This is a genomic window from Streptomyces sp. NBC_00448, from assembly GCF_036014115.1.
Classification (GTDB): Bacteria; Actinomycetota; Actinomycetes; order Streptomycetales; family Streptomycetaceae; genus Actinacidiphila.
Genome location: NZ_CP107913.1, coordinates 5,449,984 through 5,464,783, shown reverse-complemented (window position 1 = coordinate 5,464,783; position 14,800 = coordinate 5,449,984). Strand labels below are relative to the sequence as shown.

The 14,800-nt window shown below is 70.4% G+C and carries 14 protein-coding genes; 1 reads left to right on the top strand and 13 read right to left on the bottom strand.

Annotation, left to right across the window (positions count from 1 at the left end; translation table 11 throughout):
• Window positions 1–55: 55 nt before the first annotated feature.
• The 12 genes from OG370_RS23355 to OG370_RS23300 all read right to left on the bottom strand — a co-directional run bounded on the left by OG370_RS23355 (window position 56) and on the right by OG370_RS23300 (window position 11,869).
• Window positions 56–1,045, bottom strand: coding sequence for an alpha/beta hydrolase (locus tag OG370_RS23355; protein WP_328467361.1), 990 nt, complete (start codon window positions 1,043–1,045; stop codon window positions 56–58).
• Between the two features lie 3 nt (window positions 1,046–1,048).
• On the bottom strand, window positions 1,049–2,392 hold the full coding sequence (gene kynU / locus OG370_RS23350) for a kynureninase (RefSeq protein WP_328467359.1): 1,344 nt from the start codon (window positions 2,390–2,392) through the stop codon (window positions 1,049–1,051).
• The gene (locus OG370_RS23345) at window positions 2,385–3,221 is read right to left on the bottom strand and encodes a tryptophan 2,3-dioxygenase family protein (protein ID WP_328467357.1); all 837 of its coding nucleotides are present in this window, start codon (window positions 3,219–3,221) and stop codon (window positions 2,385–2,387) included. Before OG370_RS23345 ends, kynU begins: the two co-directional genes overlap by 8 nt.
• A gap of 137 nt (window positions 3,222–3,358) precedes the next feature.
• Complete coding sequence (locus OG370_RS23340; protein ID WP_328467355.1) at window positions 3,359–4,261, bottom strand: DUF3152 domain-containing protein; 903 nt, start codon at window positions 4,259–4,261, stop codon at window positions 3,359–3,361.
• A gap of 382 nt (window positions 4,262–4,643) precedes the next feature.
• Complete coding sequence (locus tag OG370_RS23335) at window positions 4,644–5,057, bottom strand: DUF3151 domain-containing protein (protein ID WP_328467353.1); 414 nt, start codon at window positions 5,055–5,057, stop codon at window positions 4,644–4,646.
• Window positions 5,058–5,169: 112 nt separating this feature from the next.
• Window positions 5,170–6,192, bottom strand: coding sequence for a class II fructose-bisphosphate aldolase (fbaA, locus tag OG370_RS23330; RefSeq protein WP_328467351.1), 1,023 nt, complete (start codon window positions 6,190–6,192; stop codon window positions 5,170–5,172).
• Between the two features lie 254 nt (window positions 6,193–6,446).
• Window positions 6,447–6,986 (bottom strand): orotate phosphoribosyltransferase, encoded by a 540-nt coding sequence (pyrE, locus tag OG370_RS23325; RefSeq protein WP_328467349.1) that lies wholly within the window; start codon window positions 6,984–6,986, stop codon window positions 6,447–6,449.
• Between the two features lie 132 nt (window positions 6,987–7,118).
• Window positions 7,119–7,916, bottom strand: a complete 798-nt coding sequence (locus tag OG370_RS23320) for an aldose epimerase family protein (protein ID WP_328467347.1) — start codon at window positions 7,914–7,916, stop codon at window positions 7,119–7,121.
• A gap of 75 nt (window positions 7,917–7,991) precedes the next feature.
• Window positions 7,992–8,882: a CoxG family protein gene (locus OG370_RS23315; RefSeq protein ID WP_328467345.1), complete on the bottom strand. Its 891-nt coding sequence runs from the start codon at window positions 8,880–8,882 to the stop codon at window positions 7,992–7,994.
• 726 nt (window positions 8,883–9,608) lie between these two features.
• The gene (locus tag OG370_RS23310; RefSeq protein ID WP_328467343.1) at window positions 9,609–10,250 is read right to left on the bottom strand and encodes a hypothetical protein; all 642 of its coding nucleotides are present in this window, start codon (window positions 10,248–10,250) and stop codon (window positions 9,609–9,611) included.
• A 199-nt stretch (window positions 10,251–10,449) separates the two neighbouring features.
• The gene (locus tag OG370_RS23305; RefSeq protein WP_328467341.1) at window positions 10,450–11,217 is read right to left on the bottom strand and encodes a transposase; all 768 of its coding nucleotides are present in this window, start codon (window positions 11,215–11,217) and stop codon (window positions 10,450–10,452) included.
• A 7-nt stretch (window positions 11,218–11,224) separates the two neighbouring features.
• The gene (locus tag OG370_RS23300; RefSeq protein ID WP_443060887.1) at window positions 11,225–11,869 is read right to left on the bottom strand and encodes an HAD family hydrolase; all 645 of its coding nucleotides are present in this window, start codon (window positions 11,867–11,869) and stop codon (window positions 11,225–11,227) included.
• Between the two features lie 110 nt (window positions 11,870–11,979).
• On the opposite strand from OG370_RS23300, the gene OG370_RS23295 reads away from it, so the two are divergent.
• On the top strand, window positions 11,980–13,329 hold the full coding sequence (locus OG370_RS23295; RefSeq protein WP_328467337.1) for an ISL3 family transposase: 1,350 nt from the start codon (window positions 11,980–11,982) through the stop codon (window positions 13,327–13,329).
• Here OG370_RS23295 and OG370_RS23290 read toward each other — a convergent pair.
• Window positions 13,279–14,772: a hypothetical protein gene (locus OG370_RS23290; RefSeq protein ID WP_328467335.1), complete on the bottom strand. Its 1,494-nt coding sequence runs from the start codon at window positions 14,770–14,772 to the stop codon at window positions 13,279–13,281. The two genes, OG370_RS23295 and OG370_RS23290, sit on opposite strands and share 51 nt — an antisense overlap.
• Between the last annotated feature and the right edge of the window lie 28 nt (window positions 14,773–14,800).

Below are 14,800 nucleotides of genomic sequence, written 5' to 3'. Positions count from 1 at the left end.
CGCCGGTGCCCATCGATGGATGGGCGCCGGCGCTTCGGTTTGCCCTCGGGCGGACTCACCAGGCGAGTTGGCCGATCTCGTCCGCCACGGCCGTACACGCGTCGCTCGACGGGTCGATCAGCGGGAAGTGGCCGGTGGCCGGCAGCCACGCCACGGTGGGCTCCTCCCCCGCCGCTCCGGCGGCACGGGCGAAAGCCGCGCTGACCTGCGGCGGAACCACATTGTCAGTGGTGCCGTGCACGATGGTGGTGGCGATGCCGGTGGGAAGCAGCGCGGCCGGGTCGGCGTGGGGCAGGCGGTCGGTGGCGTGGTCGGGTCCGCCGAGGAGGTCCAGCACCGCACCGGAGCAGACGCGCAGCCGGATCGCCGAGGTGAAGTCGGCGATCGGGGCGAGGGCCACGACACCGCGGACGGCTGGAGGTGCGGGGCGGTGCCAAGGGGAGTCGGCGGGCAGCAGGTGGCGGGCGGCGGCCCACAGCGCGAGGTGGCCGCCCGCGCTGTGCCCGGTGAGCACGATGCGGCGGGGGTCGACGGTGTCCTCACCGAGGGCATCGCGGGCGAGCGCGGGCAGGGCGTCCATCGCGGCGGCGACGTCGTCGAAGGTGTCGGGCCAGCGGCCGGCGGGCGGAAGCGGGGGCTCGGCGGTCTCCGCCCGGACCTCCGCCTGCCGGGGCAGTTGCTTACCGTCGGCCGGCTGGTCGCCGGGTGCCTCCGGACCGCCCGCCGCGCCGCCCGTACCGCCGCGGCGGTATTCGACCGACGCCACCGCCAGCCCGCGCGCCGCGAGATGCGCGGCGAGCGGGGAGACGTGGGTGCGGTCGTGGGCGTCCCGCCAGGCGCCGCCGTGCAGCAGCGCCACCAGGGGTGCCGGGCGGGCGGTCCCGGTGCCGGCGGGCCGGTAGAAGTCGACCACCTGGTCGGGGTGGGCGCCGTAGGACGCCGTGGCGTCCGGGGGCACGGGGTCGTGGCCGAACGCCGATGCCTCCTCGGCCGCCGCCCGGTCGGCGGGCTGGGGCGAGGGTGGGCGGGGCGCGGCAGCGGTCATCGGTTACGGGTTCCCTTCGCGGTCGCCGTCGGGGTGGCCGTCGGGTCGGGTATCGGTGCCGGCGCCCGGGCGGGCACCAGCGGGGGTGGGGTCGCGTTCCTCAAGGATGTCGGCCAGCACACGGGCGGCGCGCCAGGCGTCCACGTAGCGGGTGTAGAGCGGGGTGAAGCCGAAGCGCAGCACATCGGGCGGCCTGAAGTCGCCCACGACGCCGCGTGCGATCAGCTCGCGCATCACCTCGCCGGCGTCCGCGCAGCGCAGCGACACCTGGCTGCCCCGTTCCGCGTGTGCCTCGGGCGTCATGGCCCGCAGCTGTCCGGTGGGGGCGGCCGCGGCCACGCAGTCGAGGAAGAAGTCGGTCAGGGCGAGGCTCTTGGCGCGCACATCGGCGAGCGCGACGCCTTCCCAGACGTCGAGGGCCGCGTCCAGCGCGAGCAGCGACAGGATCTCCGGCGTGCCCACGCGTCCGCGCGGCGCGCCCTCGGCGGCCACGTACTCGCGGGCCATGCCGAAGGGGTCGGCGTGCGAGTTCCAGCCGGGCAGCGGGGAGTCGAAGCGGGGCTGGTGCTCGGCTCGCACGTAGAGGTACGCCGGCGCGCCTGGCCCGCCGTTGAGGTACTTGTAGGTGCAGCCGACCGCGAGGTCCACCCCGTCGGCGTCCAGGGCGACCGGCAGGGCCCCGGCGCTGTGGCACAGGTCCCATACGGCCAGTGCCCCGGCCGCGTGCAGGGCGGCGGTGACGGCGGGCAGGTCGTGCAGCCGGCCGGTGCGGTAGTCCACGTGGTTGACGAGGGCGACGGCGGTGCGGGCGCCGGCCGCCTCGGCGATCGTGCCCGCGGGCACGGCTCGCACGGTCCGGCCCGTGAAGCGGGCCGCGGACTGCGCGATGTAGCCGTCGGTGGGGAAGGTGGCGGCGTCGACCAGGATCTCGTCGCGGTCCTGGGGGGCCATACGGATGGCGGCGATCAGCGCCTTGAAGACGTTGACGCTGGTGGAGTCGCCGACCACGACCTGGCCCGGCGCGGCACCGACCAGCGGGGCGATCCGGTCGCCGATCCGCTCGGGCGCCGTCCACCAGCCGCTCTCCTCCCAGGAGCGGATGCGCAGTTCGCCCCACTCACGGCCGATCACCTCGGTCAGCCGCGGCAGCACCGTGGTGGGCAGCGCGCCCAGCGAGTTGCCGTCGAGGTAGACGGTGCCTCCCCCACGGCCTTCGGCAGGGGAGCTGCCGCCGAGGAAGAAGCGATCCCTGACAGGTGCGAGGAGGTCGGCGGCATCGAGGGCGGCGGCGCGCTCGGCGAGCGCGTCCAGGGCGAGGGCGGCGGGGACGGAGGGGACGTCAGACATGGCTGCGCGCCGTCCACAGCTCGGGGAAGACGTTCTTCGTGGCGCGTTTCTCCAGCCAGGCCACCCCTGCCGAGCCGCCGGTGCCGGCCTTGGCGCCCATCGCGCGCCGGGTCGCCACGAGGTGGTCGTTGCGCCAGCGCCAGACGAGTTCGGCGACGTCGGTGAGGAGTTCGCCGAGCCGGATCAGGTCGGAGTCCTGGTCGTCGTCCGCGTAGACGGCCTGCCAGGCGGCCTCGACCTCCGGGTGCGGCTCGTAGCGCAGCGCCGGATCGCGGTCGAGCACGGCGGCGGGCAGGTCGTAGCCGCGGCGGGCCAGCAGCCGCAGCACCTCGTCGTAGAGGCTCGGCTCGGTGAGGGCCTTCTCCAGTTCGGCGTGCGCGCTGGGGGTGCCGCGGTGCGGGACGATCATGGACGCGGACTTGTCGCCGAGCAGGAACTCCAGGCGGCGGTACATCGCGGACTGGAAGCCGGAGCCCTCGCCGAGGGCGGACCGGTAGGCGTTGAACTGGGCAGGGGTGAGGTGGGCGATCGGTTTCCAGGAGGCGTTGAGCGACTCCAGCTCCGGCAGGCTGCGGAGCAGCGCGGCCCTGGCCGTCGGCAGGTCGTCCTGACGCAGAGCCGCGGCCGCCGTGGTCCACTCGTGTACCAAGAGGGTGAACCACAACTCCATCACCTGGGTGGTGACCAGGAAGGCCATCTCTCCGGGTTCGTCGGAGAGCGGGTGCTGCAGGTGGGTGAGGACGGACGCCTGCACGTAGTCCTCGTAGGGCGTGCTGCCTTCGAACGAGAGGTTCGGGGTCGCCGCCTCGTCGGTCGGTGCGTCGGACATGGTTCTACCTCCATCGTGTCCCGGGGTCACCGGGCCTGTGCCGCGATCATCTGCGGTGCGGACAGATCCGGCAAGAGCCGACGGCGATGGGCGGAGGTGTGGCGCGGCGCGGCGGGGTGACCGATGCGGCGGACCGTTCAGGCGGTGGGCGGGCCCTGGATGTAGCGACCCTTGCTGTCGTACGGCCAGGCGTTGGCCTTGCAGCCGTGCAGGCCCTTGATCTGCTGCATCATCACGGGGGCGAGTTTGCCGGGGCCGGGGCAGCCCTCGTGGCCGTGGCCGATGCGGTGGCCGACCTCGTGGTTGATGATCAGGGCCCGGTAGTCGTGGATCGGCCCGGGGAACTCCGGCGAGCCGAGCATCCAGCGCTTGAGGTTGACCACGACGGTCGCGCCGACGTCGCAGTTGACCTCGCCCCGGGTGAGCAGGCCGGCGGCGCCGCAGATCTTGTCCACCGTGTCGGGGGTGGCGATCTTGATGACGAAGTCGGCGGGGCCGGAGGAGACGAGCTGGAAGCCGTCGTGGCCGTCGTTCTCCCAGCCGCGCGGGTCGGCGAGGATGCCGGCGATCTCGTGAGCGGCGTCACTGGCGGAGAGCTGGATGCCGCCTTCGACCTCGACCTTGTAGCGGCGGATCTTGCCGTGCCCGGAGGCGGTGCCGGTGGCGTGCGCCGTGCCGAAGGCGCCGGTGCCCGACTTGGGCACGCTGGAGGGCTTGGGCGCGGGTGAGCGGCTCGCGCTCGGGCCGCCGGTCGCGGGCTTGCCGGCGGTGGACGGCGACGACGGGGAGGAGGTGCCCGAGCCCGTCCTGTCGCCGTTGGCCGGCGCGAGCGAGCCACCGCCGGGCGAGGGCGAGTGGGATATCGGCGCGTCGATCGCCGCCGCGGAGCCGCCGCCCCTGGACTTGTGCCAGGCCGCGTAGCCCCCGCCGCAGCCGAGTACGACCACGCAGAGCACCGCCAGCGGGCCGGCGAACGCGACCCGACGTCGTGTCGTACGGCGGCTGTGCTGATGTCGGCCGTGGCGGCCCTTTGCTGCCAAGGCTCCCCCTGAGGGCGTCGGCAGCCGGAACCGCGGCCCCGGCCCCCCGTGGCGCTTCCGAGCTGCGTGTCGGCGTCATGCGTACGTTCGGGCTGTCCCGAACGTAGTGATGCCGCCCTGCGGTGAGGACGGCATGGACACGATCGCACATGGATACGTGAATATGCCATGAGTCAACCGACTGTTGCCGAACTGCGACATTTGGGCAGGTCGGCGACGGTGATCGTGACGGGAAGGGAGGGGCGTCGGGAGACGAGGGGAGAAACCGGGGGCGCTGGACCGCTCTGCTGGGGCCGCTCCGGGAGGTGCCGGGGTGAGCCACCCCGGCACCTCCCGGCACCGCCCAGTACCAGGCGTACCGGCGTGTGGGCGGACCGGCGGGTCAGCCCAGCGTGTCCGCGGCGGTCGGCGAGCTGTCCCGCAGGAAGGTGGTGCAGCGCTCGTACTCCTCCTGCTCGCCGATGCCCTGAGCGGCCCGGGCCAGCGCGTGCAGGGCGCGCAGGAAGCCGCGGTTCGGCTCGTGCTCGAACGGTACGGGGCCGTGGCCACGCCATCCGGCCCTGCGCAACGCGTCCAGACCGCGGTGGTAGCCGGTCCGCGCGTAGGCGTAGGACTCCACCACCCGGCCGCCTTCGAACGCGTCGTCGGCGAGCTGTGCCCAGGCGAGCGAGGAGGACGGGTACTTCGCCGCCACCTCGGCGGGCGCGGCACCGGAGGCGAGCAGTTCACGCGGCTCCGGGTCGTCGGGCAGGTGGGTGGGGGCGGGACCCCCGAGCAGGTTCTCGTGATTGGCCATGGGTTCCAGTCTGCCCGAGTGGGCAGGCAGAAGGCCCCCGGCAGCTGCCGGGGGCCTCGATTCCGCACGGCTCCCGCCGCATCGCAGGCGCCGAACCAGGCGCGCCCGACCGTTACTTGCGGCGGTTGCCCGCCGAACGCAGGTCCTGGGCGGCGACGACGACGCGCGCGGCCATCCCGGCCTCGGCGGCCTTGCCCCACACCCGCGGGTCGTACGCCTTCTTGTTGCCGACCTCGCCGTCGACCTTCAGCACACCGTCGTAGTTGCTGAGCATGTGGCCGGCGACGGGACGGGTGAACGCGTACTGGAGGTCGGTGTCGATGTTCATCTTGACCACGCCGTTCTCCAGCGCCTCGTTGATCTCGTCGGTCGTCGAGCCGGAGCCGCCGTGGAAGACGAAGTCGAACGCGTTGGCCTTGCCGTACTTCTGCGCCACGGCGTCCTGGAGTTCCCGGAGGATGCCCGGGCGCAGCACCACGTTGCCCGGCTTGTAGACGCCGTGCACGTTGCCGAAGGAAGCGGCCAGCAGATAGCGGCCGTTCTCGCCGAGGCCGACGGCCTCCACGGTGCGGAAGGCGTCGTCGACGGTGGTGTAGAGGGAGTCGTTGATCTCGTGGGAGATGCCGTCCTCTTCACCGCCGGTCGGGGTGATCTCCATCTCCAGGATGATCTTCGCCTTGACCGCTTCGGCCAGCAGTTCCTTGGCGATGGCGAGGTTGTCGTCCAGGGTCTCGGCGGAGCCGTCCCACATGTGCGACTGGAAGAGCGGGTTGCGGCCGGCGGCCACCCGCTCCTGGGAGATCTTCAGCAGCGGGCGGACGTACCCGTCGAGCTTGTCCTTGGGACAGTGGTCGGTGTGCAGCGCGACCGTGACCGGGTACTTCTCCGCGACGATGTGCGCGAACTCGGCGAGCGCGACCGCGCCGGTCACCATGTCCTTGCTGTACTGGCCACCGAGGAACTCCGCGCCGCCCGTGGAGATCTGGATGATGCCGTCGCTCTCCGCCTCGGCGAGGCCGCGCAGGGCCGCGTGCAGGGTCTGCGACGACGTGACGTTGATGGCCGGGTAGGCGAAGTTGCCGGCCTTCGCCCGGTCGAGCATCTCGCCGTAGACCTCGGGGGTTGCGATGGGCATCGTTTCCGCTCCTCATGACTGTGCGGGTGGTACTGCTGACATGCGTGGCGACGTCATCGTCGCCCTTATCTTCCCAGACTCGAACGAATACACCACCTCGCCGTACCCGGGGCCCGCGGTGGGCGGGCCACGCACACGCGAAGGCTCCTGGGATGTTTCACGTGAAACATCCCAGGAGCCGTGAAATCCCAGGTCAGGACAGACGCTCCGGTCTCAGCGGGCGTTCGCGACTCGCACGCTCAGGTCTCGGGCGGTCAGGACAGCTCAAGGTCCGCGAGGGAGTACGCCGCCAGGTACGGCAGGCCCGCCTCGGCAATCTTCGCGGCGGCGCCCCGGTCGACGATCACCGCGACGGCCACGACCTCGCCACCGGCCTCGCGGACCGCCTCGACGGCGGTGAGCGGTGAACCGCCGGTGGTGGAGGTGTCCTCCACCACCAGCACCCGGCGGCCCTTGACGTCGGTGCCCTCGATCCGGCGCTGGAGACCATGGGTCTTGGTGGCCTTGCGCACCACGAACGCGTCCAGCCGCTGCCCGCGGGCGGCGGCCGCGTGCAGCATCGACGTGGCCACCGGGTCGGCGCCCAGGGTGAGTCCGCCCACCGCGTCGAACTCCAGGTCCGCGGTCAGGTCGAGCATCACCTGGCCGGCGAGCGGGGCGGCCTGTCCGTCCAGGGTGATCCGGCGCAGGTCGATGTAGAAGTCGGCTTCGAGGCCCGAGGAGAGGGTCACCTTGCCGTGCACGACGGCCTTGTCCTTGATCTGCCGCAGGAGGGCGGTGCGTACGTCGCTCATACGGATGAGATTAGCCGAGCGACAGGCATGGGTATGTTCCGAGCAGAAGGGCGGAAGCGGGTCCCGGGAGCCGGGCGAACCGCCGGTCCAGTCGCCGGACCGACGCTCCGACCGGCCATTACCCCGGTCCCGTCAGCCGACCTTCTGCCAGCTCCACACCGTGCTGATCTCCAGCGGGTCGATCGGGGTGACCAGGCGGGGTCGCGTGTTCAGGCCGTTGGGCGGGCCTGACTGCGGCTCCACGCACACCGCTTCGGGCTGCTCGGTGTAGACGACGACCCACTCGCTCGGGCTGCTGACCCGCACCGTCATCTCCCCGGGCCACTTCAGGGTGACGTCCACACCGTCCGGCATCCCGAAGCAGTCGTCCCACGGGCCGGGCTTGGGGTCGATGCGGTTGCCGTTGGGCAGGTGGTTGTCGCCGCGCTCCTCCTGCCATGCGGCGCTGAACGCCAACTCGACGTCCTGGCCGCCCTGACCGAGGTTGCGCAGCCACCACGGGTGCCAGCCGGCCTGCGCCGGGAAGGAGTCGCCGCGTGCCTCCACGCTCAGCGACAGCTTCACGGAGTGCGGGGCGAGCTCGATGGTGTGCGTGACGCGGCCGGGGTACGGCCACGGGTCAGCGAGGTCGTAGTAGTAGGCCGCGGTGGTCTGCGTCGCCGGGGACGCCTCGTGCCAGGCCGAGTGCCGTCCGGTGCCGTGGATCGCGTGCGGCGGCGCGTCGATCGGGAGCTGGTGGGTCACCCCGCCGTTGCGGAACACGCCGTTCTCGGTGCGGCCGCACCACGGCACCATCAGGAAGGCGCCGAATTTCTCGCCCTGGCGCAGGAGTTCGGTCCCGCCGACCTTCAGCGAGGCGATCCGGCAACCGTGCTCGGGCTGCAAGGTCAGTTCGGCGTCGCCCGCCGTCAGTTTCGTTTCAGTCTCCACGGAAGCGAGCGTAGCGGCCGTGATGCCGTCGACTCACGCGCGCTCGCCCGGGTTCGCCGTCGGGTCGACCCCGTATCACCTGCGGCGGCGCAGCACCCTGCCCACCACGACCGCCGAGGCCAGCAGTGCCGCGGCCGCCGGCGCCGCCCACCGCAGCGTCGCCGCCGAGGTGGTATCCGGCGCGGGCACCGGCGCGTACCGGCCGCGCGGCGGCGCGTGGTCGACCTCCTCCGCGCTGCGCCCGATCATCGTCCGCCGGGCGTGCGCGGCCTCGGCGGGCGGCACCAGGTCGTCCAACGCGGCGGCGCTCTCCGGGACGTCCACCTCGACCTCGACGAGTTCGAACTCCTCCAGTTCGGGGCTCGGGTCACCGAGGTCGTCCACGACGTCGGGCTCCTCGGATTCCGGCTCATCGGGCTCGGGGTCGGCCGGTGCGGGGTCGGCGGCGGTGGGGTCCGCGGCGGTACGGTCCGCGGCGGCGGGCGCGGGGCTCCCGGAGTCGGCGGTCTCGGTGGGGCCGGCCGCCGCGGCCAGCTCGGCGATGCCCGCGGAGAAACGGTCGAGCAGACGCCGGACCGCGGCGTCCGCCACCGCCGGGTCGTAGGACGCGAGCCGGCCGTTCGCGGTCGCCTCGCCTCGGTACTCCACGGTCGTGCCCGGTTGGGGCAGTTCCGTGTCCGTCAGCGTGATCCGCGCGCTGACCTCGACCACGCCGTCGCCGCGCACCTCCGTGCCCCGAGCTTCCAGCGTGAACGGCGGGGTGTCACCCTTCACGGTGACGAATCCGCGGTACGTGATGGTCGAGCCGGCGATGCGCAGTCGCAACCTCCCCCGCGCCACGCGCTCGCCCTCCGTCGCGTCCGGGTCCGGCTGCCATCCCGGCAGCGCGGACGCCACGGCGCCCGGGGTACGGAACGTTTCCGCCACCCGGGCGGACGGGGTCGGGACGAAAGACTCGTGCTCCATGCGGCGGAGCCTACCCACGTGCGGCCGTGATGACGGCTCCCTCTGCGGTTTTCCCCCGCCCGCCCGCCCGTCCCCACCCGCCGCTACTCCGCCCGGCTGCTTTCCCCCTTCCCCACGGTCCCCGTCAGCCGCGCCGGCCCACCCCCACGAACGGGGGTGCACTATCTTCGGTTCTGCCCGATTAACTGTATAAAGAGCAGTATGGGAAATATGTGGCTGAGATCAGCAGCCGGAAGAGCTGTGCCTCTCGCCCCCGCCTTCGCCGTCGCTTTCGTCCTGACGGGCCTATCTCTCACAGGATGCAGCTCGCCCCACGGACACCCGGTCCAGCCGACACCGACCACTTCACCCGTCCACAGCAGGAACCCGGCCCGCAGTGAGGACGACCTGCGACACAAAGCCGAGGCAAGTCTCACCCGATCCTCACAGGTGAAGCTGCACTGGGTCGGCCCGGTGAAGGGTCCGACTGCCCTTCCGCGGACGGCGGTCGATCTCAACGACGGTGGGTCCTACGTTGTGGAGGCGGCGTGCGCTGGGGTGGGGAGCCTGGGATTCTCCCGGGTCACCGCAGTCCCGCACACCGGCAACCCAACAGTGACTTGCAATCGCCATGTGCTGCGATACGCCTTCACCGGAGGCGATCTCATCTCCTTCGCCTTCCAGACGTACAAGCCCGCCTCAGCGATCCTCGCCTGGCAGGTTATCGCGGTCGCAGAGTGACTCGGTTCAGCCTTGCCCCATGATGTGCAAGTAGACCCGGTCATCGCCGAGTTTGGCGACCACAGCGGGGTCCTCCAACCAACTCGAGTACGCGCCCTGCTGTTGTGGCGTCATCTTGCTTGTGTCCACTTGCCCGTGGTTCCTTCTGATCACCGCGACGAAGTCGTCTGCCGGGCCGGTGATATAGCGCGGCCCATCATCAGGCGCGCCAGCAGAATATGGATTTCCCGAAAAGGAGTGGCGCTTCTTTGATTCTCCTGGGACGACGAATTTCACCTTAGGAATATTCGTGAAATTCGCGCCAACCAGCGCACCCACCCCTGTGGCAAACGCGGACCTCCAAGTCGACTCCAGACGGGTGTTCTTGAGGCCCTTGATTCCCTCGATGAGGTCCGTCGGAGCCCGCTCCGGCGGAACCTGTACCTGCCGACCGACCCAGCCCTCCAGCAGACTGGTCGCATAGCCTTTGCCTTGCTCCCTGGCGAACTCCACGGCACCTTCCTCGCCGCCAGCCGCAAGCCCCACCACTGTGAGAACAAGGTCCTTTCGGATCTTGGACATGTCGTCAGCCCACGCTTGCGCCTCGTCTCCCAAGTTCTTCTCGGTCTCACCGAACGCGCTGCTGTAGAAGTTCTCGCTCAGGCCCATTTTGAGGGTCTTCGAATTTAGTGGGGGTACGACGGTGGCGGCTTGACGTTCGGTCACCGTCCGTGATGGGTCTGTGGTGTGGGTGCCCCGGACGCAAGGAGCCCGCGGGCCTTCGTGATCATGGTTGTTGTCTAAGGCTTGTCCCGCAAAAGATCTTCGAGTCGAGTTGGATGGGGTCGGCCGCTGAGAGTCTGCTCGTTCATCCGGCGAGGTTGAGGTTGTGGAGGCGGGCGATGCCGAGCATGGCGTGGTGGACGCCGTCGCCCTTGAGGCGGCAGTCCCGGAGGATCTTCCAGGTCTTCATGCGGGCGAAGGTGTGCTCGACGCGGGCGCGGACCTGCTTGTGGGAGCGGTTGTGCTCCTGTTTCCAGTCGGGGAGTTCCTCGCCCTTGGGGCGGCGGTGGGGCATGACGAGCCCGGTGCCCGGATAGCCGCCATCGGCGATCGTCATCGTCTTTCCGACGGCGGCTTTGGCGCCGGATTGCTCCCACGCCTTGCAGTCGTTGCGGTTGCCCGGCAGGGGCCGGCCGACCACGACGACTCTGCGGGTGTCGGCGTCGATGACGACCTGGTGGTTGGTGGAGTACCTGTAATTCTTGGACTGTTCGGCGATCGTGTGGTCGCGGGTGGGGACCAAGGTGCCGTCGACAATGAGTACGGCATCTCTGGCGAAGCGGCGCCGGGGCTGAAGCGCCAGGAGCGGACCGAGGTGGTCGATGATGCGGTCGGCAGCAGACTTGGAGATGCCGAACAACACGGCGAGTTGGCGCATCGTCAAGTTGGTGCGCCAGTACGCCGTGACCAGCAGTGTTCTGTCTTCCAGCGGCAGGCTCCACGGCCTGCCCCGGCGAGCGGCATCGACCCCCGCGCGACGCAGTGCCGTCACCAACTTCGTGAACCGTCGCGGGCTCAGCCCGGTGAACGGGAGTATCCAAGACGGCTCCGACGCCGTGATCACACCAGCCACAGCAAGATCATTCCACTGCGGCTGATCCCTCCACCCGCCCGGACGCAAAGGCGAGGATGTCACGGACTGCCTCGCGCAGGCTGCCGAAGTGACGATGCACGCCGTCCACCGCCGCAGGGGTGTTGACGCCCCACACCGTCATCCCGGCACGCAAACCGGACTGCACCCCCGAAGGGGCATCCTCGATGACCAGGCAGTCCTCCGGCTGGGCACCAAGTCGCGCGGCTGCCTGCAGATACGGCACCGGCGACGGCTTGCCTTCCGTCACAGCGGCCGCATCCACGACAAGGTCCGGGACCGCGAGGCCCGTCCGCGCGAAACGTCCACGTACCCGGTGCTCATAGTTCGAAGTCACCAATGCCCAGGCCCCGGGGTGCAGCGCACTCAGCAGCTCCGAGGCACCGTCGAAGGCCGTATACGCGCCGGAGCGGACGTCCTCGTCCTCCAGCTCATGCAGCGCGGCCAGGCACTCCTGGGGGTTCTGGTCCGGGGCAACCTGCGCGAACGTCTCCATCGGCCTCGTCCGCAGCGCCACCCGGTAGACCTCAACAGGGTCCAGCCCGTACTGCTCTGCCCACGTGCACCAGACCAGGCGCTGGTTGTCCACGGCATCGATCAATGTGCCATCGACATCAAACAGGACATACCTCATCGCACCAGGACGACCGAGTTCACTGATCACTCCTCGATCATGCCATCAGGCCCTGAGCAGGCAGTTTGCGGGACAAGTCTTAGGCAACCAAACGCGAAGAACCCACGGGCTTGAGTACTCACGATACCGAGATCAACAGGGACGCGACACGACTGCTGGGGCTGGAGGGGGTGAGTGTGACCAAGGTCAAGGACGACGGGGCGGGTGGATCGACGGTGTACGTCGTAACAGGCGAGGATTCCGCGCGGGCCTGCCCCTCGTGCGGGGTGTTCGCCACGCGGCTGAAGGACTACCGCACCACCGCTCCCAGACATCTGGCCTGCGGCGGACGCCAGGTGAGTATCCGCTGGCGCAAGGCACGCTGGCACTGCACCGAAGCGGCCTGCGCGCGTCGGACGTTCACCGAGGCGATACCCCAGGTGCCAGCCCGGATGCGGACCACCGCCGCGCTGCGCGAAGCGGCCGGGGCCGCGGTGGCCGATGGCGGCCGCACCGTCGTGCAGGCCGGCCGGGACCTGGGCCTGTCCTGGCCGATCGTCCAGCACTGCTTCGAAGTCCACGCGGCCAGGTCCCTGCCCGCCGAGCCGGCTGAGACCGAGGCGATCGGGATCGATGAGACGAGGCGGGGCAAGCCGGTCTGGAAACAGAACCCGGACACCGACAAGTGGGAGCTCGTCGCGGACGCCTGGCACATCGGGTTCGTCGACGCGATCGGTGGGCGCGGGCTGTTCGGGCAGGTCGAGGGCCGCAACGCGGCCTCGGTCGCTGAGTGGCTTGCCCTCCAGCCCGCGACCTGGCGCGAGGCCGTCCGCTACGTCGCCATCGATCTGTGCGCCACGTTCCGCGCCGCGATCCACCGTGCCCTGCCCCACGCCAAGGTCGTCGTCGACTGCTTCCACATCGTGCAACTCGCCCAAAGACACCTCGCCGACCTGCGCCGACGCCTCACCTGGAAGCAACACGGCCGCCGGGCCCGCAAGGGCGACAGCATCTACACCGTCCGCAAAATCCTGCGCCGCAACAAGGAGGACCTCAACCACGAACAACGCCAGCTCCTCAAAACCGAGTTGGAGCACATGGGCACCTACGGGAAGCAGATCTACGCGGCCTGGCAGAGCAAGGAACTCCTGCGCGACCTCCTGCACCTGGCCGTCACCCGCAGGCACGTCACCCCCGACCACTCCACGATCTCCGCCGCCCGCCACCGCTTCTTCTCCCACGTCGCCGACCACGCCCACCTGCCCGAACTCGTCACCCTCGCCGAGACCGTCGAGCAATGGTGGGACGGCATCGAGACCTACCTCACCACCGGCATCACCAACGCCGCCTCCGAAGGCAACAACCGCCTCATCAAACTCGAAGCCCGCAACGCCTTCGGCTTCAGCAACCGCACCAACCAACGCCTACGCTCACGCTGCGCAACCACCCGGCGAAGCCGACGAGAGACCCACCCCCACTAAATTCGAAGACCCCATTTTGAAGCTGATGAAGTCGACCGACTCATCGGTACTACGGATAGCAGTGGACGTAAGCGCGGCAAGTTTGTTGCTGTAGGTCTCGAAGAGTGCGCTCATGCTTGCTGCTGCGTGGGGGTCGCGGATGGCCTCTTCCATGAAGGCTTTCCATACGGTGGGGTGGAGTTCGAGGCCGTCGCGGGTGGGGTTCTGGGAGTTCGTGAAGGCGGTGGGGTTCCAGGTGGGGGCGGGCCAGAAGGCGTCCTGGGCCGGGGAGGTGATCGCGTATTGGAGGTCGTCCCAGTGCTGGGCGAGGATCTCGGAGAAGAGGAGGGAGACCGCGGGGTAGGGGTGAGTGGTCTGGAGGGCGGGGTCCTGGGTGTGGGCGAGGTTGGTGGTGAGGAGCCACGCGGTGTTGCGGTCGGAGAGGGTGGGGTGGGAGGCGCGGAGGGTGATCGTCGCGGCTTTGAGGGTGGCGGTGAAGGCGGCGATGCGGTCGGGGGTGGTGCTGCCGCCGCCCGGGTAGAGGGCGTTGACGGCGATGTCGGGCCGGAGGGCGATGAACTGGCCTGCGGCGAGTGGGTTCTTGGTGAGGGCGTTGAAGAGCTGGACGTAGTGGTCGGCGTGCCAGGGGTCGTCGGCGCCGGGGGAACCGGGCATGCGTGGGGTGACACTGCGGTTCGGGTCGGTGGTGAAGGCACGGTCGGCGAGGGCCACGAGGAAGTCGGGGTCGTAGGTGCCGCTGTCGACGAGCGGGAGGAGGAGGTCGGGGCGGAACCCCTGGCCGGGGTCGTCGAAGTGGTCGAACCAGGTGGACCAGAAAGTGCGTTGGCCGGGCCGGGGACGGGTGTCGGCGGCGACGCGGGTGAAGCCGCCGAAGGTGCGGGCCAGGACGTCGCGGTCGTAGGCGAGTTGGTCGGGGTGGTCGGGGTAGCGACGGTCGTAGGGGTTGCCGGACATGGAGTTGGAGAGTTGGGAGAGGCGGCGGGGGCCGAGGGAGGAGTAGAAGCCGTAGAGGAAGTCGCCGTCGCCGCCGCCCGCGGCGAGTGCGGTGAAGAGGGTTTCGGGTACGGCGCCGTCGTGGTCGGCCATCTGCCGGTCGAAGCGCTGGGCGAGGGCGCGCCCCTGGGCGGTGGCCCGGGCGGCGGCGCCCGGCGTGACCGCACTGTCAGGGAGGTAGATCAGCGTGCGCTGGGAGCCGTGTTCGCCGATGGCCACCGCGAGGCGCTGCCGGCGGCGGAGCAGGGGGAGTTCGCCGTCGGCCCAGCGGGAGATGGCGATCAGCCGGTCCAGCGGCCGGGTGTCGAGGCCGTAGCGGGTGAAGCGGGTACGGAAGCGGGCGGCGCTCTCTTGCAGCCGGTTCTTGTCGCGCTCAAGGGAGTTGATGGTGCCGGGCAGCTTGTCCGGGTCGATGCCGGAGAAGGTCGGCTGGTGCTCGGGGTGTCCCACGTGTCGTCCCAGGGTGCTGCCGTACGCG